This is a genomic window from Pseudomonas sp. MWU16-30316, assembly GCF_020515645.1.
In the GTDB taxonomy this organism is placed as follows: Bacteria; Pseudomonadota; Gammaproteobacteria; order Pseudomonadales; family Pseudomonadaceae; genus Aquipseudomonas; species Aquipseudomonas cerasi.
The window spans coordinates 705019-725426 of the sequence record NZ_JAIZAZ010000003.1 but is presented as its reverse complement, the minus strand read 5'-3'; the positions used below and the strand labels follow the sequence as shown (position 1 = coordinate 725426).

Annotated in this window: 17 protein-coding genes; 4 read left to right on the top strand and 13 right to left on the bottom strand. The window is 60.6% G+C overall.

Translation table 11 applies throughout. The features are described from left to right. Positions 1-79 precede the first annotated feature (79 nt). Entirely contained in the window at positions 80-1528 is a 1449-nt protein-coding gene (locus tag LCH65_RS14295; RefSeq protein WP_003434029.1) for a fatty acid desaturase, read from the top strand. A gap of 320 nt (positions 1529-1848) precedes the next feature. Here LCH65_RS14295 and LCH65_RS14290 read toward each other — a convergent pair whose 3' ends face one another. Next, a complete protein-coding gene (locus LCH65_RS14290; RefSeq protein WP_226439565.1) occupies positions 1849-2262 on the bottom strand; it encodes a cupin domain-containing protein in 414 nt (137 codons plus the stop codon). A gap of 102 nt (positions 2263-2364) precedes the next feature. Between LCH65_RS14290 and LCH65_RS14285 the strand changes: the two genes are divergently transcribed. Next, entirely contained in the window at positions 2365-3255 is an 891-nt protein-coding gene (locus LCH65_RS14285; protein WP_054081437.1) for a LysR family transcriptional regulator, read from the top strand. A gap of 82 nt (positions 3256-3337) precedes the next feature. On the opposite strand, the gene LCH65_RS14280 is transcribed toward LCH65_RS14285, so the two are convergent. The 11 genes from LCH65_RS14280 to LCH65_RS14230 all read right to left on the bottom strand — a co-directional run bounded on the left by LCH65_RS14280 (position 3338) and on the right by LCH65_RS14230 (position 14849). Beyond that, on the bottom strand, positions 3338-4135 hold the full coding sequence (locus LCH65_RS14280) for a phosphodiesterase (RefSeq protein ID WP_054081438.1): 798 nt from the start codon (positions 4133-4135) through the stop codon (positions 3338-3340). A 120-nt stretch (positions 4136-4255) separates the two neighbouring features. After that, the gene (locus tag LCH65_RS14275; RefSeq protein WP_005743666.1) at positions 4256-4843 is read right to left on the bottom strand and encodes a peroxidase-related enzyme; all 588 of its coding nucleotides are present in this window, start codon (positions 4841-4843) and stop codon (positions 4256-4258) included. Further along, positions 4843-5370: a CMD domain protein gene (locus LCH65_RS14270; protein WP_074807657.1), complete on the bottom strand. Its 528-nt coding sequence runs from the start codon at positions 5368-5370 to the stop codon at positions 4843-4845. The genes LCH65_RS14275 and LCH65_RS14270 overlap by 1 nt, the downstream gene beginning before the upstream one ends. Positions 5371-5440: 70 nt before the next feature. Next, positions 5441-7006: an ABC transporter substrate-binding protein gene (locus LCH65_RS14265; RefSeq protein ID WP_054081440.1), complete on the bottom strand. Its 1566-nt coding sequence runs from the start codon at positions 7004-7006 to the stop codon at positions 5441-5443. A gap of 51 nt (positions 7007-7057) precedes the next feature. Beyond that, positions 7058-8071, bottom strand: a complete 1014-nt coding sequence (locus tag LCH65_RS14260; protein ID WP_003434043.1) for an oligopeptide/dipeptide ABC transporter ATP-binding protein — start codon at positions 8069-8071, stop codon at positions 7058-7060. Further along, a complete protein-coding gene (locus tag LCH65_RS14255; protein ID WP_058396947.1) occupies positions 8061-9074 on the bottom strand; it encodes an ABC transporter ATP-binding protein in 1014 nt (337 codons plus the stop codon). Before LCH65_RS14255 ends, LCH65_RS14260 begins: the two co-directional genes overlap by 11 nt. After that, positions 9071-9991: an ABC transporter permease gene (locus tag LCH65_RS14250; RefSeq protein WP_226439564.1), complete on the bottom strand. Its 921-nt coding sequence runs from the start codon at positions 9989-9991 to the stop codon at positions 9071-9073. Before LCH65_RS14250 ends, LCH65_RS14255 begins: the two co-directional genes overlap by 4 nt. Continuing rightward, positions 9988-10962 (bottom strand): ABC transporter permease, encoded by a 975-nt coding sequence (locus tag LCH65_RS14245; protein ID WP_226439563.1) that lies wholly within the window; start codon positions 10960-10962, stop codon positions 9988-9990. The genes LCH65_RS14250 and LCH65_RS14245 overlap by 4 nt, the downstream gene beginning before the upstream one ends. Next, positions 10959-12419: an NAD(P)/FAD-dependent oxidoreductase gene (locus LCH65_RS14240; protein WP_058396949.1), complete on the bottom strand. Its 1461-nt coding sequence runs from the start codon at positions 12417-12419 to the stop codon at positions 10959-10961. The genes LCH65_RS14245 and LCH65_RS14240 overlap by 4 nt, the downstream gene beginning before the upstream one ends. 316 nt (positions 12420-12735) lie before the next feature. Continuing rightward, complete coding sequence (locus tag LCH65_RS14235) at positions 12736-13686, bottom strand: LysR family transcriptional regulator (RefSeq protein WP_046235611.1); 951 nt, start codon at positions 13684-13686, stop codon at positions 12736-12738. Between the two features lie 107 nt (positions 13687-13793). After that, positions 13794-14849 carry a GGDEF domain-containing protein gene (locus LCH65_RS14230; RefSeq protein WP_060707738.1) on the bottom strand — a complete coding sequence of 352 codons (1056 nt, stop codon included), beginning with the start codon at positions 14847-14849 and terminating at the stop codon, positions 13794-13796. 404 nt (positions 14850-15253) lie between these two features. Between LCH65_RS14230 and yghX the strand changes: the two genes are divergently transcribed. Then, complete coding sequence (gene yghX / locus LCH65_RS14225) at positions 15254-16141, top strand: YghX family hydrolase (protein ID WP_060707737.1); 888 nt, start codon at positions 15254-15256, stop codon at positions 16139-16141. Positions 16142-16286: 145 nt separating this feature from the next. Here yghX and LCH65_RS14220 read toward each other — a convergent pair whose 3' ends face one another. Further along, positions 16287-19334, bottom strand: coding sequence for an FAD-binding and (Fe-S)-binding domain-containing protein (locus LCH65_RS14220; RefSeq protein ID WP_060707736.1), 3048 nt, complete (start codon positions 19332-19334; stop codon positions 16287-16289). Positions 19335-19485: 151 nt separating this feature from the next. On the opposite strand from LCH65_RS14220, the gene LCH65_RS14215 reads away from it, so the two are divergent. Beyond that, on the top strand, positions 19486-20391 hold the full coding sequence (locus LCH65_RS14215; protein WP_096107143.1) for a LysR substrate-binding domain-containing protein: 906 nt from the start codon (positions 19486-19488) through the stop codon (positions 20389-20391). The last annotated feature ends 17 nt before the right edge of the window (positions 20392-20408 follow it).

Genomic DNA, 20408 nt, shown 5'->3' with positions numbered 1-20408 from the left:
CTGAAAACATCGCTGCGCATAGTCTGGCCTGTCCGGGTGTTCGCTTGCGCACGTATCGAATGAACCAGGCTTCGCACCCATGTATCCTCATCACTGCGCCACGTCCAGCACTGATCGTCCCGTCACGTGGCTGTTGGCCTACCTGCTGGTCACCGGCCTGCTGTACTTTCTGGTCACACACGTTCCAATGGGCGCTGTAAGACTCGTCGAGCCTGGCATTGTCGACGCTCATATGCCCTTGCTGCCGTTCACGCTGCCGCTGTATCTCAGCTATACGCTGGTGATGCCAGTGCTTGTGTACATGGGGCGCCAGTCATCATGGCTGTTGCCGGTGTTTTTCGCTGGTGCCCTGGCCGCCGGGCTGTGCCTGGTCAGCCACCTGTTCTGGCCGACCATGATCCTGCGTCCTGAAACCGGTTCCGCGTGGCTCGACAGGCTGTACCGGCTCGATGCGCCACTGGCGGCCTCACCCAGCGGGCATGTGGCGTTACCTGTTGCAATCAGCATGGTCATGGGCGGGTTGCGGCTGCGATCGGCCTGGGTATTTGTCCTCTGGAGTGCAGTGCTCATGCTGACGGTGATGACCACCGGGCAGCATGTCTTCACCGACATGGTCTCAGGCTTGGTCATTGGCGTGGCCTGCGGTATCACGACTCTGGTCCTCAGGCACTGTGCGGTGGACATGCGCACTCTATCGGCACTGCTGCTCGAATGGCTGTGCATACTGGTCACGATTCGTGTCGCGATTTACCTCGCAGACTGGCGCTTTTATCTGCTGGCTGTGCTCGTCGTGGCAGCAAGGCAGCACGCGTTGTTCGTTCTGTATCACGATGCGACCCATTACCACCTGACTCGACAGCGCAGTACCAATGACTTCCTGATCAACCTGGCTATCGGTGTCCCGGGCCTGGTGCCGATCGAATTCTACCGCCCCCTGCACCTAGACCATCACCAGCACGCGGGTACCGAACAGGACCCGGAACGACGCTTTCTCTATTACCGCCAGCCTTGGCATTTCCGGCCGTTAACCACGAAGCTGCTGGCCAGACAACTGCTGGGCGACTTGCTGCTGATCAATACGCTGCGCAATATTGCCGCCTACAAGGCCGCAGGAGGCGCGCCGCCAGCGATCACCCGCCCGCTGATTTCGGCAGCGCTGGTCTGGCTGGTGATTGTCGCCGCGCTCATCTGGCAATGCTCGGCGCAAACGTTCGGTTTGGTGGCGATGCTGTGGTTTCTGCCCCTGATAACGGTCGGCACCCTGCTACAGAAAATTCGCAGCATGGCCGAGCACAGCGGCGGCCCCGGCGTCACGCCTGGCTGGGAAGATTGGACATACGCCTGGCGCGTCGGCTGGCTGGGACGATTTTTCATCTGGCCCTACCACATCAACCTGCACTTGCAGCACCACCGAACCGCCAGCATACCGTGGCATGCCCTGCCCTCTGCAGTTCGAGCCGAGGAACAGCTCATGGCATCCCGCTCGCTTGCCTCGCTGATGTGGTCGAGGCTCAAGCAGAAATACTGATGCCTGATTGTATGGACGTCCTCTTCAATGTTTACTCATGAGCTGAATTCATGAGCCTATCCGATCACGCTCTATTGTTGACGAAATGACAGGCCTATAAGGTAATCCGGTCATCACGAGGCGGATTTGCACATGCGGATTCGCTCGAGTTTTACCGAGAAACTGTTCATGCGAAACCCGAAAAAATTATCTTGGTCATCGGTGCAGGCTCCACAGGGCAAGCCATCGCCCGCGGTGTCAGCGCGGGCAGACCGTTGGCGAAGTGATCGCCGAAGGCGATTCGGGCCTCGTATTGATATGGCGACCTGGCCCCGGCATGGTTACTCGCCGTTATTGGCGGCGTGGTAGTCGACATCCGAGACCTGCTCCATCCAATCAACCACCTCGCCTTCCAGCACCTCAGCAATGGCGATGTGGGTCATGGCCGTCGTTGCGGTTGCGCCATGCCAATGCTTGACGTTGGGCGCGATCCACACAGTATCGCCGGGCTTGATCATACGAACCGGCTGGCCTTTTTCCTGCACCAGCCCCGCGCCTGCTGTGACAATCAGCGTCTGCCCCAAGGGATGGGTATGCCAGGCCGTGCGTGCGCCAGGTTCGAAGGTGACGGTAGCACCGCTGATTCTGGTGTCTTGCGACCCCTTGAATGGCGCATCAACACGCACTGTGCCGGTGAAGTAATCGGCCGGGCCGCTGGCTGATGGCTGTGAGCCGCTGGAATTGATGACAATCATGGCAAATCCTTAAGCGTTATTGGAGAGTGCTCCAATCTACCCACCGAGAACTATTGCGACTATCCACTACAATTCGAAAATACTTATCGACAGGACTCATCAATGCTTCGGGAAAACGCCGCCGATCTGCTTGCCTTCCTCGCAGTCGCTAAAGAGCGAAGCTTTACCAAGGCAGCTGCCAAACTGGGTGTTTCACAATCAGCATTGAGTCATACCGTTCGCAGCCTGGAAGCGCGCCTTGGCCTGCGTCTGCTGACACGTACGACGCGTAGCGTATCGCCCACGGAGGCTGGCGAACGCCTGATCCAGAAAGTCGGCCCGCACTTCGATGAAATTGAAATCGAGCTGGCAGGACTGAGCGACTTGCGCGACACCCCTGCCGGCAAGATCCGTATCAACGCGATGGATCACTCACTGGACCTCATCATCCGGCCAGTGCTCAACACCTTTCTGCCCAAGTACCCTGACATCAGTGTTGAAGTGTATTGCGACTACAGCTTCGTCGACATCGCCGCCGAGGGGTTTGATGCGGGGGTGCGGCTGGGTGAAGCCGTAGCAGACGGAATGATCGCCACCCGCATAGGCCCGGACATGCGTCTGTCGGTAGTCGGCTCTCCAGCCTACTTCGAAGGCCGCACGAAACCCGAGACGCCCAGAGACCTTACAGCCCATCGTTGCAATAATCTGCGACTGCCTACCAACGGCGGGCTGTACGCCTGGGAGTTCGCCAAGGATGGTGAGAGCCTGAACGTGCGTGTCACCGGTCAGGTCACGTTCAACGGGGTCTATCCACTGCTGGATGCTGCACTCGATGGCTTCGGCCTGAGTTACATCCCGCATGACCTTGTCGCCCAGCATATCGAAGCCGGACGCCTGATTCAGGTGCTGGAAGACTGGTCACCGACCTTTGCCGGCCTCCACCTCTACTACCCGAGCAGACGCCAGGCATCACCCGCATTTGCCCTTTTGCTGGAGGCATTGCGCTACCGGTGATTGATTGCGGCCGTCATTCTGTTCAATCTCATTAACGACCAAGTGGCCTGACGGCGCTTGGCTGCCAGGCTGATGCGGCGGCTCAGGCGAAGGCGAACGGTCCTTCAAATCGGCCTATCGGCACCCAGTGGGTAATAAGGCCGGTGTCGGCCTTCCAGTGGTGCAGCAACAGCGCGGGAGGCTCGACATAGGAAGCGTCGGCAGCATCCGGGCGCAGTTGCAAGGCAATGGCCGTCGTCGTGCTCGGGGCCGTGCACATCAGCGTGCCGCCAAAGCGCAGCTGCATGAAACGATGAATATGACCGCAGACGATTCGCTCGACAGCCGGGTATCTGGAGACCACCTCGGCCAGCCGCTCGCCCCTTTCACAGCGATAGGCGTCGATGCAGTGAATGCCACTTGAAAACGGCGGCTGATGCATCATGATCAACGTCGGTTTGTCAGGCTCCAGCGCCAGTGTACGATCCAGCCATTGGGTGGCGGTATCGGTCATGTCGCCGTGGTGCTGGTCGGGCACGCTGATATCCAGCCCGATGATGCGCATCGGCGCGGAACCCGAGTCGACGAAGCTGCAGTTTTCCTCATTGATGAAGTAATCGTGCTCCGGGAAGGCACTACGCAGGTTCTGCCGATGATCATGGTTGCCCGGTATCATCAAAAGCCTCTGGCGCAGCGGCTGCAGCAGCTCTCGGGCCATTGCGTACTCCTCGGGTCGCCCCTCGTCCACCAGATCACCGCTGAACAGGATCAGATCAGGCGCCGGATCCAGGGCGTTTATCGTTTCGACGGCAGCCGCCAGCATTGCATTCGAATCGACAACGCCTTGATAGAGTAGCCCTCTGGGTCGTACATGCGTGTCAGAAATGTGCGCTATCAGCATTCCATTACCTCAATCGTGACCAGGTTGCTTATCCACTAGTACAGCGAACCTGCAACGACCGGGCCAGACTTCGCCCCGGCCATTACTGAAGCGCGGCAGCGATTGAGAACACCGCAGTCTTTAAACCTCTGGAAACACTGGTTCTCCCAGATTGAGCATGAGCCGATTGGCCCAGGCGAATATCGAGATGGCGTGAATCAGGTCCAGCACCTGCGCATCGTCCAGCCCTTGCTCGCGCAGTGCATTGATGTGCCCGGCGTTGAGCGAGGCCGGTTCGAGCGTCAGGTCGATGGCGAACTGCACGATAGCTTTTTCACGCGCGGTCGTACCTGCCGTATGGGGGTCGGCAAATACCTGGGCGATAACATCATTGCGCTTGGCCAGTTGTTCGAAGCGTTGCGCGTGCACTGACGCGCAGTACACGCAGCGGTTGATCCGCGACACGACAGTGCTCGCCAGCTCCCGCTCGGCGCGCGACAGGCCACCCGGTGCGTACATGATCGCGTTGAACGCCTGTGAGCGCTGACGAAGGATGTCAGGGTGATGTGCCAAGGTCAGATAGTAATCCGAGGTCTTGGCCTGCGGGTGGCTTTCTTCAAGCACCGCAACCTGCCCGGCGGTCGCGCTGTTCAGGTCCACGGTTGGCAGCCAGGCTTTCCAGCCCAGTACCTGATTGGTGAAACCTTCAATTTCAATCAGTTCGCTCATCAGGCTGCTCCGGCAGACTTTAACGCACCCAGCCCTGCGGCCAGACGCACTTGATAGGACAGGAATGCGATCAGTTGTGCCAGCACTACGATTTCAGCGGTGCTCAGGCCCTGATGTTGCAGCGCCTGCAACGCGCTTTGATCGCCGTGTACCGGAGACTCGATCAAGGTCCGCGTGAAGCGCAGGATCGCCGCCAGACGTGGGTCTTCCAGCAGATCGATTCGGCTGGCGTCCACATCGGCCAGCACATTTGCCTCGGCGCCTGCCGTCTGCAACTGCGACAGGTAATACCCGCTCAGAGTCGGCTGCGCGCTCAGCAGCGTTGCGTAATACGCCACCCAAAGGCGTTCGCTCAGTGACAGGTTGTGTGCCAGTGCCGGGTCGAAAAACAAGTCCTGACTGCCCTGGGTTGCCAGGGCCACCTTGTCCCGCGCATGACGAACCGCGTGCAGCGGACTGCCGGGTGCAATGCCCAACAGGCTATCGAGGGTGTCCGGAGTCGTTGAATGTTCAGTGGTCGATGTCATGACAGGTCCTGCAATGCTGTGGTTGCATTCGCGCAGCCGCTGGCAAAAGCGGCGCGTTCATGAAAGAGAATCAAGGCTGCTCGGTGACCATGGTCGCTGCAGTGCGGTCGCTGACCAGCGGCTCGACCTTAAGGCCTTTGCGCGCTGCCCAGATGTTCTGGTAATGGAACAGCGGGATGATGCCGACGTCGTCACTGACAATCTGCACCGAGTCCTGGAGAATCTTGCGGCGCTTGGCCTCGTCGAACTCAGCGGTCGAATCAGCCAGGGCCTTGTCCACCAGCGGATTGCTGTAATGCCCCCAGTTGGAAGCGCCCTGCCCTTTGCTGCTGTCGACCGTGGTCAGAATATTGGTCAGGGCATACGCCGCCTCGCCGGTGCCATTGCCCCAGGCAATCACGCTGATCGCCAGTTCATTCTTGTTGGCCTTGCCCGCGTACACCGCCCACGGCAATACCTCCAGCTGAACCTTGACGCCGATCCGTGTCCAGAACTGCGCCACCGCCTGCATGACCTCCGGTGCCTGCGGATAACGGTCACCTGGCACATGCACAGTCAGTTGGAAGCCTTCGGGAAAGCCTGCCTGCGCCAGCAGATCCTTGGCCTGCTTGACGTCATAGGGAATGTTCTTGATCTGCGGGTTGTAACCGAACGTATTGGCCGGCATCCATTGATTGGCTTCGGTGACGGTGCCCTGCATGATGCGTTCGTTGATGGCCGGGCGGTTGATGGCCAGGGACAGCGCCTTGCGCACCCGCACATCCAGCAGCGGGTTTTCGGCCAGCGGCTTGCCCGCGTTGTCGCGAATGAACTCGTTCGGGCCGGCGCGGAAACTCGGCTGAACGATCAGCGCACGCAGCCCCTGATAGGCGAAGACATTGACGTTCGGCGTTTTGCGCAGGCGCTCCACATCAGTAGGCGATACCTTGTCGATCACGTCGACATCGCCCGCCAGCAAGGCTGCAGTACGGTTGGCGGCGTTGGCGATGAAACGGAAATCAACCTTGTCCCAAGTCGGTTTGCCACCCCAGTAACTGTCATTGCGAGCGAATATCGTGCGATCACCCGGCACGAACGAGACAAGCCGGTAAGGTCCGGTGCCAATCATCGCCTTGCCCGAGTTGTAATCGGCACTGCTGGCTGCCGCACCGGCGTGGCGACTGACGATATAGATCGAATCGACGTCCGGCAGCAGATTGGCGTTGGGCGAACGGGTCTTGATGATCAGTGTGTGATCGTCCTTGGCCTTGACCGATTCCACGGTACGCATGGCCCCTGCGTAAGAGGCCACGCTGCCGGGTACGTTTCGCGCGCGCTCGAAGGAGAAGACCAGATCATCGGCGGTCAGCGGCGTGCCATCCTGCCATTTGACGTCATCACGCAGGGCGAACTCCCAGGTGGTGTCGTCCACGACCTTCCAGCTCTTGGCCAAGCCTGGCAGGGTCTTGTCATCACGGCGGCTGACCAGCGATTCGAAGGCATGCAACGCTACCGAACGGTCTCCGGCATAGTTATTGAGCTGTGGATCGAGGGACGAGACCGGGTCGGCATAGCCGATGCGCAAGTCCTGTGCCGTGACACTGCCGGCGGCCAGCAGCAGGGCCGACGCTAACAACGAACGAACGAGTGGTTTCATGGGTGATTCCTTGTACGCAATGGCAGAAGGTGACGGGTTTGAGGTGCCCGTTCAGCGTTGGTCATTCAGGTGACAGGCGCTCTGGTGATTCGGCGAAACCTCCCGCAGCGCTGGAACTTCCTCGCGACAGCGCGCCATGGCGTGCGGGCAGCGAGGGTGGAAATGACACCCGGCAGGCGGGTTAAGCGGGCTGGGGATTTCCCCTTGGATCGCGTCATAACGGGTACTGCGAATATCGAAGCGCGGGATCTGCGCCAGCAAAGCCTGGGTGTACGGGTGATTGGCCCGCGCGAACAGGTCATCGACCGATGCTGTCTCGACCACACGACCCAGGTACATCACGACGACGCGGTCGCAGAGGTGCTCGACGACGCCCAGGTCATGGCTGATAAACAGATAGGTCAGGCCCAGTTCGTCGCGCAGGTCCATGAACAGATTGAGGATCTGCGCCTGAATCGACACGTCCAGCGCCGCCACCGACTCGTCGCACACCAGCAGTTCCGGTTGCACCGCCAGCGCACGGGCAATCCCGATGCGCTGACGCTGGCCACCGCTGAACTGATGCGGATAGCGCTGACGCAATTGCGGGCTGAGCCCGGCACGCTGCAATTGCGCACTGACGTAATCATCTGCGCCCTTGCGGTCGGTCAAGCCGTGCAACAGCGCACCTTCGCCAACGATCCGGTCGACCCGCAGACGCGGGTTGAGGCTCGAAGACGGGTCCTGAAAAATCATCTGCACTTTCAGGCGCAGCGCCTTGCGCTCACGTGTGGTCAGGCTGTCCAGCGGCCTGCCGTCCACCGACGTGGTGCCTGAAGAGACCGGCAGCAGCCCGGCAACCATGCGCCCCAGGGTCGATTTGCCACAGCCTGACTCGCCCACCAGCCCGACCACTTCACCGCGCATGATGCGCAGATCGACACGATCCACCGCATGGGTCAGCGGTTTTGCACGGGTAAGGTGCAGCCGTTGCAGGAGCCCCTGAAGGGAGCGCTTATCCACGGCTTTGCCGAAGGTCTTGCTGACCTGATGCAGCTCGATAAGGGGAATCTGATCACTGGGCATCGGCCGCTCCTGGGTGAAAACAGCGAACCATCTGGCCCGGTCGTGCCTCGTGGGGTTGAGGCTCCTGCGCACAGACCTGCGAGGCTCTGGGGCAACGCGCCGCGAAAGCACAACCGACCGGCATCGACAGCAGGTCGGGTGCCATGCCCGGGATCTGCCGCAGGCGCTGACCGCGCTGGTTGCGACTTGGCAGGCTGTCGATCAGCCCTTGTGTGTAGGGGTGTTGCGGGCGATCCAGTACATCGGCGACCGAACCCTGCTCGACGATGCGTCCGGCGTACATCACCGCCACATCGTCAGCCAGCCCCGCGATCACGGAAAGATCATGGGTGATCCAGATCAGCGAGGTGCCCTGCTCGCGCACCAGCTTCTGCACTTCACTGAGAATCTGCGCCTGAATGGTCACATCCAGCGCCGTGGTCGGCTCATCGGCAATGACCAGGTCCGGTGCATGCAGCAGCGCGATGGCAATCGCCACCCGCTGGCGCATACCGCCAGACAACTGATGCGGATAGGCGCGCAGCCGCTCTTCCGGGCTGGCGATGCCCATCAGCGCCAGCGTGCGGCTGGCATGTTCGCGGGCCTCGCGCTTGCTCAGCGGGCTGTGCGCACGTACGGCCTCGATCATTTGCGTGTCGACCCGCAGCACCGGATTGAGGGTCATCATCGGGTCCTGAAAGATCATCGCTACCCGGTTGCCCTGAATGTCACGTAGTTGCGAGGCAGACAGTCTGGTCAGATCGCGCCCCTTGAACAGCACCTGGCCGCCGCTGATGCGCCCAGGTTCATCGACAAGACCGAGGATCGAAAAGCCGGTGACCGACTTGCCCGAACCGGACTCACCCACCAGGCCCAGAATGCGTCCCGGCTGTACCCGCAGCGAAACGTTGCGCACCGCTGGCAGCACACCGGCGCGGGTATGAAACGAAGTGCACAGGTCGCGCACATCGAGGGTCGGCTGTTGGGCTGCGTCAGGTGCAGGCGACATTTCAGACACGCTCATCGCTGTAACCTCGGGTTCAGGACATCGCGCAAACGGTCACCGACCAGATTGATCGCAACGATAGTGATCAACAGCGCCAGGCCCGGAAACAGGCTGATCCAGTATTCATTGCTGAGCATGTATTGAAAGCCGTTGGCAATCAGCAGCCCCAGAGACGGCTCGGTGACCGGTACGCCCAGGCCGAGAAACGACAGGGTTGCTTCGAGCGTGATGGCGCGGGCGATCTGCAAGGCACCGATCACGATCAGCGGTGGCAGGCAATTGGGCAAAATGTGGCCAACCACAATACGCAGCGGCCCCACGCCCTGCCCGCGCGCCGCATCGACGTATTCACGGCGGCTTTCGGTCAGCGCCTGACCGCGTGCGGTGCGCGCGTAATAGGCCCATTCAAGCATTATCAGAGTCAGCATCACGTTGCCGACGCCCTTGCCCAGCCAGGCAAGAATCATCAGCGCCATGAGAATCACCGGGAACGACAGCAGCAGGTCGACCAGACGCATCAGCAAAGCATCGAGCCAACCGCCGACATACGCAGACACCAGCCCGAGCAGCGTACCGATCACTGCCGCAATCAACGCCGAGCCAATGCCGACCCACAGGCTGATGCGCAGGCCATAGATAATCGCCGAGACCAGATCGCGGCCCTGCCCGTCGGTACCCAGCCAATAGGTGTAACCGCTGTCCCCATTGAGGCTGCCAGGCGGCATGCGCGCGTCCATGACGTTAAGCTGCATCAGGTCGTAGGGGTTCTGCACCACAATCCACGGAGCCAGGGCTGCAACCAGCACAATGATCAGCAGGACCACCAGGCCCGTCACCGCCGTGGGCGAGCTGAAGAACTCGGTCAGCACTCGTCGCCAGGGTGACTGGGCCTGCAACAGCGTGCTGCCGATCGGGGCTTTTTGAATGACATTCATCGGGAGGCCTCGATGCGTACACGTGGGTCCAGCAGGTAATACAAGCCGTCGACGATCAGGTTGAGCACCACGAAAATCACCACGACCACCATCAGGTAAGCGACCACCACCGGGCGGTCAAGCATGTTGATGCTGTCGAGAATCAGCTTGCCGGCACCCGGCCAGGCGAAAATGCTTTCAGTCACCACGGCATAGGCGATGGTCGAGCCCAGTTCCATGGCCAGCACCGTCACCTCCGGAATCATGGTGTTGCGCATGACGTGCATGCACATCACGCGCATCGGTGACAGGCCCTTGGCGCGGGCGAATTTGACGAATTCCTGGGGCAGCACTTCGCGCACACCGGCTCGGGTCAGACGCAGCACCAGGGAAATCTTGAACAACGCCAGGTTCAGCGCTGGCAACAGCAGGTGCTGCAAACCGTCCAGCGTCAGCCATGACCATTGCACGCCCAGCCACTCACGGGTCTCGCCCCGACCGCTGGCCGGTAGCCAGCCCAAGGTGATGGAGAAGAGCATGATCATCATTAATGCGACCCAGAAGGCTGGTAGCGAGAAGCCGACAATGCTGGCGGCCATCATCAGCCGGGACAGCGGATGCTCGGGGTACATGCCGGCAAACATTCCCAGCGGCACACCGATGACCACTGCCAGAAACAGGGCACTGAACGCCAGTTCGAAGGTTGCAGGCAAACGCTGCAGAATCAGGCGCATGGCGTCCTCGTGATACACGAAGCTTTGCCCCAGATTGCCGTGAACCGCACCCTTGAGAAAAATCAGGTACTGCTGCCACAGCGGCTGGTCCAGCCCCAAATGCGCGATGGCCTGCAGACGCTCAGCCTGATTGAGGTCTTCACCCACCAGAATGTCCATCGGGTTGCCGATGGCATTGAGGCCGACGAACACCACCAGCGTCATCAACAGGATGACCAGCAATGATTGAGTCAGCCGACGCAGCGCCCAGCCGATCATTGGCGCAGCTCTGCAGCGCCTGGCTGGCTGGCGACCCACTCATCGCCCAGCAGCTCTGGCTCGGCGTAATCGAGCATGGTGTCGAAATGCAGGGCGATGTCCTCGTTGAACAACTGCCCGACCAGGGCATGGGCCAGACGTTTGGAGCCCTCGCTGATAGCAGGAATGTCACCGGATACCGCGCCGTAGCTCAATGCTGCCGGATAACTGAAGCAGTGAATGTGGTTCAGCCCCGGGCAGGCGCCTGGGGTCTTCTCCTGAAATTCGAAGCAGTTGCCCAGATCCGGCAGCGCAGCCAGTTCGGCATCGGTTTCGCCGCTCGGTGCCTGGAAGCGATCCTGCCAGACGCGGATCTGCGCAGAGAATGGCGCAAATTCCGGGCGCTGCCGGAAGTCGGTGCGAAACCCGGTGGCAAATACCACGAAATCTGCTTCGATACGGGCCTTCGGCGTATTCAGCCAGACGCCTCCAGCAGCGCTCTCCTCGACGGAAAGCACCGGACTGTCGAGCATGAACCGCGCCTTGCCGGAAGCGGATACTCTGAGGGTACTGCCGCGCGGCGGTGGGACCTGCTGGGTATTGAGGTAGTGGCGAATACGCCATTTCCAGACGTCGGGCAGGCGCCAGTAGCCATGGACCATGCCGGGATTGCCGACGCCCTTGCCTTTGTTGATGCGCGGCAGCTCGGCACGCCGGATCAGCAGATCGACCCGCGTTGCGCCAGCCTCCAGCGCCGTGGCAGCGCTGTCCATCGCCGAGGCGCCACCACCGATGACCGCAACGCGTCTACCGGCGAACCAGCTGTCCTGCAAACCCGCCGCCGAGTGTGTCCACAAGTGCTGCGGCAACTGCCGGGCAAAATCCGGCACCCAAGGACCGCCCAGACCGTCCCGACCCGTGGCGAGCACCACATGGCGGGCCAGCAGGAATTGCGTCTGCACCGGCGTGACGACATCCAGCTCAATCAGACCGTCCGTTCTGGGCGCTACCCGGCTTATGCGGTGCTCATTGCGTACGTCCAGGGCCAGCACCTTGCGATACCAGCGCAGGTACTCGGCCCATTGCAGACGTGGAATCTTGTCCAGCAACGCCCAGCCGTCGACACCGAATTGCGCTTCGTACCAGGCGCGAAATGTCAGCGCTGGCAAGCCCAGCGCCGGCCCGGTCAACTGCTTTGGCGAGCGCAGGGTCTCCATCCGTGCGGTGGTGGCCCAGGGGCCTTCGAAACCTGCTGGTGACTGATCGAAAATGACCGCCGCTACGCCGAGGTTGCGCAGCTCTGCGGACAGCGCAAGACCGGCCATGCCTCCGCCGATGATCGCTACGTCGAGCACGGCCTGCCCTGCGCTGATCCTGGGCTTGACCCATGGCTTGGCGGGCAGATCCAGCCAGGCCAGATCCTGCTGCAAGCGAGCTTCCAGAGCGGCCAGGCCAGTGGGTGCGTTCACATCGGACATTGATCGGTACTCGAAAAAATGATCGGGCTACAAGCCCGAGCCTTGATTCAAAGCACTTCAAGAATCATTCCAATATTGTTTTAAATGAATTCTTAAAGCCTTTGAATGCTTAATTCGAATAGTAAAAGCCAGTTTTTATTCTCGCAACGCGCAAAAAAGCATATTTATATTCCCAAATGGAATTTGAGCGAGCTTTGTGTGCCGAGAAACAAGGCGTTACGGAGGCTATTCATGGACGCGCTGCGTCCGGCTTTCAGTCTTGTGCGACGACAGGCGTTATCAGCAACCGGGCCTGAATGCTGCCTGCATGGCCCGCTCACTCGGCATAAATGCTCTGTAACAGGGCATCGTGCGCGCTGGCTTCGTGCATGATCATTTCCGGCAGCAGGATTTTTGCGCTGTCGGCAATTTCATCGATCAGCGCGCTCGCCACATCCGACAACGGGCTGGCGAAGGCTGAAATCAGCCCGAAGAAAAACGGAATGTTGCAGGCGATCGGTCTGACGACCAGGCCTTGTACCGGCACCCCCAGCGCTGTGAACGGATCGACCAGTGCAACGCCCAGCCCGACCCTGGCCATCTGCATGGCAATCAGCGACGTATTGGTGTCCAGCATGCGCGGCGGCTGACCACCCGCCTCCTGAAACGCCTTGTCGATGCGTCGACGAAAGCGATACGGGTTGGCCATGGTGATCAGCGTTTGCTGACGCAGCAGCTCCATCGACAGCACCTCATGAGCGGCCAGCGCCGAATCGGCTGGCAATACCGCCACACAAGGCGCCTCGCCGATCCAGTGGATTTCCAGACCACGATGCTCCAGCGGCAGGCTGACCGCGCCCAGGTCCATGGTTTTCGACAGGACAGCCTGAACCACGTTCTCCGGAGACATGCTCTGCAGCTGAATCTGTTGCGGACGCAGGTGCGCGGGCAGGCGCGACAGTGCAGCAGGCAGCAGGCCAGCCGCCAGGGCCGAGATCGCCACCAGCTTGATCTGATGGTTCTCCTCCTGGGCAATGTGCTGCGCGCGCTGGCGGATGTTGCGCACCCCCAGCAGCGCACTCTCCACTTCGCCATACATCATGAATGCCTTGTGGGTAGGCGTGACCTTTGGCCCGCTGCGCTCGAACAACGCAAAGCCCAGTTCCTGCTCGAGCTCCTGAATGGCCCGGGTGACCGAGGGCTGAGATCGGCCGAGCATTTTCCCTGCCGCCGTGACACTGCCTGCCGACATGACTGCCGCGAAGGCTTCGAGCTGACGCAAATCCATAAGCATGCCTTGATCGATACACCGCCGATGAGGAAGCACGACGCTGTGCTCCCCGGTTCAAAGCGCGAAAGTCTACACGCTGGTAGCGCCTGACGTGAGCCAGCACCTCATCCGGCGATCATTACCCGGTTTCGGCCCTGCTGTTTGCCCATGTACAGCGACGTGTCGGCGCGATTGAGGGCCAACTGAAACGCCTCGCCCGTCGCGATGGTCGCCACAGCGACTGTGGCGCTGACGGCGATGATGCGCTCGTTGATCAGACCGGCCTCTTCGGCGATACGCCGCCAGATACGTTCTGCCGCGCGCAGTGCGTCTTCGGGCGTAGTGTCAGGCATAAGCACCAAAAATTCCTCGCCGCCCCAGCGCGCTGCCATATCACTGCTGCGCACGCTCGAACCGATGATCTCGGCGACCCGTTGCAGAACCACATCGCCGGTTTCATGCCCGTGGATATCATTGATCTGTTTGAAATGATCGATGTCGAGCAGGATCAACGAAGCCGACAGCCCCTGCCGTCGGCCTTCCAGCTCGCGTATGCGATGCAGCACTCGTCTGCGCGTATAAAGATTGGTCAGGCTGTCGCGGCTGGCGATATGAAACAGGCTCAGTTGCATCGACGAGGTGAAACGTACCGACAGTGCAGTGGCGTAAATCGACAGAGTGGTCGCAGAGAGTACGTTGACGATACCGAACGCATCGAGCACGTTCTGGCTGAGACCGGATCCCTGCCCCGTGTATCGGCGAAAGGCAAAGCAGCCCACCAGCGACAGCAGAATCGCCACGCTGTAGGCAATGCGTCTGATGACGTTCAGTTGAAACGTGAAGGCAATGACGGGAATCACGCAGAATAGGTAGAAACTGAAGTTGCTTTCCCAGCCCAGCTGCCACGTCGCGAGCACGGCATGGCCGATGATCTCCAGGCACATCAGTTGTCCGGCTTGTCGATGCCGACGCCTGCGGATCAGGTAGATGCAGTTGACGTAAACCAGCGTGCTGACGATGTTCGCCATCCACATGATCTTCATGCCCAACCCCAGGAACACTGTCAGCCACACACAGTGAATGCCCAGAGCGACATAAACGATCGGGGTGATGTGTTTCCAGAACTGGATAGCCGTGTCCTTGAACAGCTGGGTGCGGTCTTCCGTCGGAAGGCTCATCATCACGTTATCTCGAAATGCAGGTGGAATATGACCATCAGCGTAGGGGCGAGATCATGATGTATTGTCGGCCTGAACCGACGCCGCTTTATACAGCGACTGGATAATATATTTGTCTGCAGCGCCCGAACCCCGTGAATGCCGGAAGGACTCAAATGGACATCATTGAGACCGTGTAGTGCAATCCCGTGCCTGACTTTTTCATAGTCCGATGGGCCGTCGGCAGCGTCCGGCAATATGCAGTGAGCTTGCACTCCGGGCAGCGTATGGCGGTTTTTCGTCGCTTTACGGTAGCGATCCTGATGCTCCGGAAATACTATCGGGAGCGGACCTTGTGTTGATCACGTATTGCTCGTCAGCCCGCCAAGATGCAGGCAGCCCTGAATGATTCGGAAGGAAGCTTACCGATGGAACGTCTCACCGCAAAAGACTTTGCTCCTGAACTGCTTGAGCTTTATGACTACTACGCACACGGCAGGATCAATCGGCGCGAGTTTCTCGATCGTGCAGCGATGTTCACCTTTGGCGGCCTGACCGCCAGTGCGCTGCTTGCCTCGCTGAGCCCCAACTATGCGCTGGCCGAACAGGTGGAATTCACCGACCCGGACATCATTGCCGAGTATGTCTCCTATCCTTCGCCCAAGGGGCATGGTCAGGTTCGCGGCTATCTGGTACGTCCGGCCAAAGCCGCCGGAAAAGTACCCGCAGTGGTTGTGGCACACGAGAATCGCGGCTTGAACCCTTACATCGAAGACGTGGCGCGCCGCGTTGCCAAAGCCGGTTTCATTGCGTTGGCACCTGACGGGCTGTCGTCGGTCGGCGGCTATCCGGGCAACGATGACAAGGGCCGTGAGCTGCAGCAGACGGTCAACCCGGAAAAGCTCATGAACGACTTCTTTGCCGCCATCGAGTGGCTGATGAAGCATGACGCGACCACCGGCAAGGTCGGCATCACCGGTTTCTGCTACGGCGGCGGTGTGGCCAATGCCGCGGCGGTTGCGTACCCGGAGCTGGGCGCTGCGGTGTCGTTCTACGGGCGTCAGCCCAATGCCGAAGACGTGGTGAAGATCAAGGCGCCGGTGATGATTCACTACGGCGAACTGGATACCCGCATCAACGAAGGCTGGCCGGCTTATGAAAAAGCCTTGAAAGCTTCGGGAAAGACGTACGAAACGTACATTTATCCGGGCGCCAATCATGGTTTTCATAACGACTCCACCCCACGTTACGACGAAGCCGCGGCCAAACTGGCCTGGGACCGCACATTGGGATGGTTCAACAAGTACCTGGTCTAAGTTCTGGCCGAACGGCGCGGCACAGATCTGTGACGCGCAGCATCACGCACGGCATTCCCACGCTGGAGCGTGAGGAACGATAGTCCTGTAACTATCGTGCCCATGCTCCGCGTGGGCATGCCGTTCTGGACGCTCTGCGTCCTCTCTATAGCGCCCTCACCCGTTCCAGCAGTACCTGTAGTGGATGCTGCACCACTTTGCCATCCTGGCGCTTGACCTGGCTGCGGCATGAGTAGCCATCGGCGACCAGTCGACCTTCACCGCCATGCCGCGCCACCAGTGGCTGCCAGGACTGACGATAGATGATGTCGCTGGTTTTCGCGTTTCGGGTTTCATGCCCATAGGTGCCGGACATGCCGCAGCAGCCGCTGGCCAGCACTTCCAGCTTGAGCCCGGCGCGGGCGAAGGCTTTCTGCCAGAGGCCGACACTGGCGGGCTCGTTGGTCTTTTCAGTGCAATGCGGCAGGAAGTAGTACGTCTCTTCCGATGCCCCATCACGACCTTCCTCGACCGTGGACGCCAGCCATTCCTGCGGCAGCATGACCTCGGGTACATTCTCGCTGCCCAGCGTCTTGCTGTACTCCTGGCGGTAAACCAGGGTCATGGCCGGGTCCAGACCGATCAGCGGGATGCCGTACCCGGCCAGCTTGCCCAGCGACTGGCTGTTGAAACCGGCAGCCTTCTCGAACGCCTGCAGAAAACCCTGCACCTGCAGCGGCTTGCCATTGGGCGCAAACGGTGCGAGGTAGACCTGATAACCGAGACGCGAAATCAGCTCCAGCCAGTCTGCCGCCAACGGGGTTTCGAAGTATCGGGTGAATGCATCCTGAACCAGCACCACCGTGCGCTTGCGCTCCTCCTCGCTCAACGCGGCCAGGCGCTGCGGCGTAGCGATGCCGACATTCCAGCGAGCGCAGGCCGCGCGGAAATCGGTCAGGCTCAATAACGGGCTGTCGACCATACCGGCTACATGCTCAAGCAGGTAACGCACCGGCCTTGCGCCCATGATCGCGTTATACAGCTTCGGAAAGCGCGCCAGGTGCGGGATGCTGAACTCCAGCGAGCCAATCAGGTAATCCTTGATCGGGCGCAGGTAGCGGCTGTGGTACAGCTCGAGAAAGCGCGAACGGAACTCGGGCACGTTGACCTTCACCGGGCACTGTCCCGCGCAGGACTTGCAGGCCAGGCAACCGGCCATGGCGTCGTAGACTTCATGGGAGAAATCCTTCTGCCCCGCAACTCTGGCGACGCTGTTGACGGTTCGCTCGGCAAGGCTTTTCAGCACATTGGCACTGCGCGCCCTGGCGCTGGCGGTGAGGACATTGACGTCCTGCTCGCCTTGCAGACGCAGCCATTCCCTGACCAGCGAAGCGCGGCCCTTGGGTGAGTGAATACGATCACGGGTGGCTTTCCACGACGGGCACATGGCATCGTCGGTGTCATAGTTGTAACAGGCGCCGTTGCCATTGCAGTGCAGCGCGCTGTCGTAGCTTTGCCAGACGCGTTCATCGATCGTGCGATCCAGGTCACCACGCAGTGTCACTTCATCCACCAGCGTCAAGCGCGATTCCGGCACTGTCGCAGGCGTTGCGATCTTGCCGGGGTTGAGCTGGTTGAACGGGTCGCAGGCGGCTTTGAGGGCCTGCAATGCGGGATACAACTCGCCGAAATATTCAGGCACGTATTGCGAACGCAAGCCCTTGCCATGCTCGCCCCAGAGCAGCCCGCCATAGCGTTTTGTCAGCGCGGCGACGGCGTCGGAGATTGGCCGAATCAACGCCGCCTGCGCGGGGTCCTTCATGTCCAGAATCGGTCGCACGTGGAGCACGCCGGCATCCACATGGCCAAACATGCCGTATTGCAGCCCGTAGCTGTCCAGCAGCGCACGGAACTCCTGAATGTAGTCGGCGAGATTTTCCGGAGGCACGGCAGTGTCTTCGACGAACGGCTGCGGCCTCGCTTCACCCTTGACGTTGCCGAGCAGCCCCACCGAGCGCTTGCGCATGGTGTAGACGCGGTTCACCGCTGCACTGCCAGCCGCCAGCGTGTGGCCGAGGCGCACCACCGATGTGTCAGTCTGCAAGTGCGCAACGAACGCATGAACGCGCTGTTCCACCTCACTCAACTCATCGCCGCTGAATTCGATCAGGTTGATGCCCAGCGTCGGCGTCGCAGGGTCCTGGGGGAAATACTCGGCGACGCCATGCCAGACGATATCCTGCATGGCCAGCATCAGCACCTTGGAGTCCACGGTCTCGATGGACAGCGGTTTGTGCGCCATCAGCGCCTTGGCGTCCCGCAGGGCGTCCATGAAACCGGCATAGCGAACATTGACCAGAATCGAATGTTTGGGGATCGGCAGGACGTTGAGTCGGGCCTCGACGATAAACCCCAGTGAACCTTCGGAACCGCAAAGTACGCTGTTGAGGTTGAAACGCCCGTCTTCCTCGCGCAGGTGCGCCAGATCGTAGCCGGTCAGGCAGCGGTTAAGCGGCGGAAAGACATCCTTGATCAGTTGTGCCTGCGTATCGGCGATCTGCTGCGCGCAACGATAAACGTCGCCCGCGCGGTCGACGCGTGCCTGCTCGCTGGCCAGTTGTTCGACATTCAGCGCATGGCTGTTGACGTACGAACCGCCCAGCAACACCGTGGACAGTTCAAGGACGTGGTCACGAGTCTTGCCGTAGGTGCAACTGCCCTGCCCGCTGGCATCGGTGTTGATCATGCCGCCAATCGTGGCGCGGTTGGAAGTCGACAGTTCCGGCGCGAAAAACAGCCCGTGCGGCTTGAGCGCGGCATTGAGCTGGTCCTTGACCACACCGGTCTGCACGCGCACCCAACGTTGCTCAACGTTGATCTCAAGAATAGCGTTCATGTGCCGCGACAGGTCGACCACCACGCCGTCGGTCAGCGACTGCCCGTTGGTCCCGGTGCCGCCGCCACGCGGGGTCAACACCACCTGTTTGTGCTCGGGCCGCGCCGCCAGCCGGGCGACGATTGCGACGTCATGGCTGTCCATCGGGAACACGGCAGCCTGCGGCAGGCGCTGGTAGATGGAATTGTCAGTGGCCAGCACTGTGCGCGAACCGTGGTCACGGGCTATTTCGCCACGAAAGCCGCCCTCCGCCAAGGCATTGAGGAAACGGTCATAGTGACCGACCTGCTCGGAAGTCGGTTTCAACAGCGCAATCATGGGTGGTGTTCCTCGCTAGGCGTTTTATATGCAAAGCACGTATGCTTCGAAACGCTCGAATGCATGGCGTTATCAACGGTTAGCGTGATTCTCCGGCCTGTCATGCTTCAGTGCAAACGTAAAACCTGCCGTTTTTCCATGAGCTTTATGAATGAACACCCGAAGACTGACGCCCTCCATGTCGCTGCTGCTTGCCTTCGAGGCAGCCGCCCGGCATGGCAGCTTCACCAAGGCCGCAGATGAACTGGCCCTGACCCAGAGCGCCGTCAGCCGGCAGGTGCAGGCGCTGGAGGCACAACTGGAAGTCGAGTTGTTCAAGCGCGATGGCAGACGCATCGAGCTGACCACCGCAGGCGCGCTGTATCAGCATGAGCTGGCTGCCGCACTGGGCCGCATCCGCAGTGCAACTCTGCAAACCATCGCGCACAAGGCCGAAGGCGGCACGCTGCATCTGGCCGTGCTGCCCACCTTCGGCTCGAAGTGGCTGCTGCCACGCATGAATGACTTTTACACCCGGCATCCGGGCTATGTGGTGCACATCCATTCACGCATCGTGCATGCCGACCTGACGCCCGCGGCCAGCGAAATGAACGCGATCATCTGTGCCGGCAACGGCAACTGGCCCGGTTACATCGCTCATCCGCTGGTCAGTGAAAAACTGGTGGTCATTGCCAGCCCGGCAGCCCTTGCCGGCTACCAGTCGATGACTCCGGCGCAGGTGGCCCAGCATGCGTTGCTGAGCGTGGTGTCGCGGCCCAATGCCTGGTCGGACTGGTTCGACAGTAATCGGCTGGACCACCACATCATGCGCCCCGGCCCGAGTTTCGAACTGACCTCGCACCTGATCCAGGCCGTCGCGGCCGGCATTGGTATCGCACTGGTGCCGCGCATTCTGGTGCAGGACGAAATCCACGGCGGCGAACTGGTCACCCTGTTCGAGCCTCTGGACAGCGGACGCAATTACTATCTGGCCTACGCCACGCGCTTTCAGAACCTGCCCTCGCTGTGTGTGTTCAGGGACTGGCTGCTGGCGACGCCGTTTCCCGACCCTTTGTAAAACCTGCCCGCAACAGG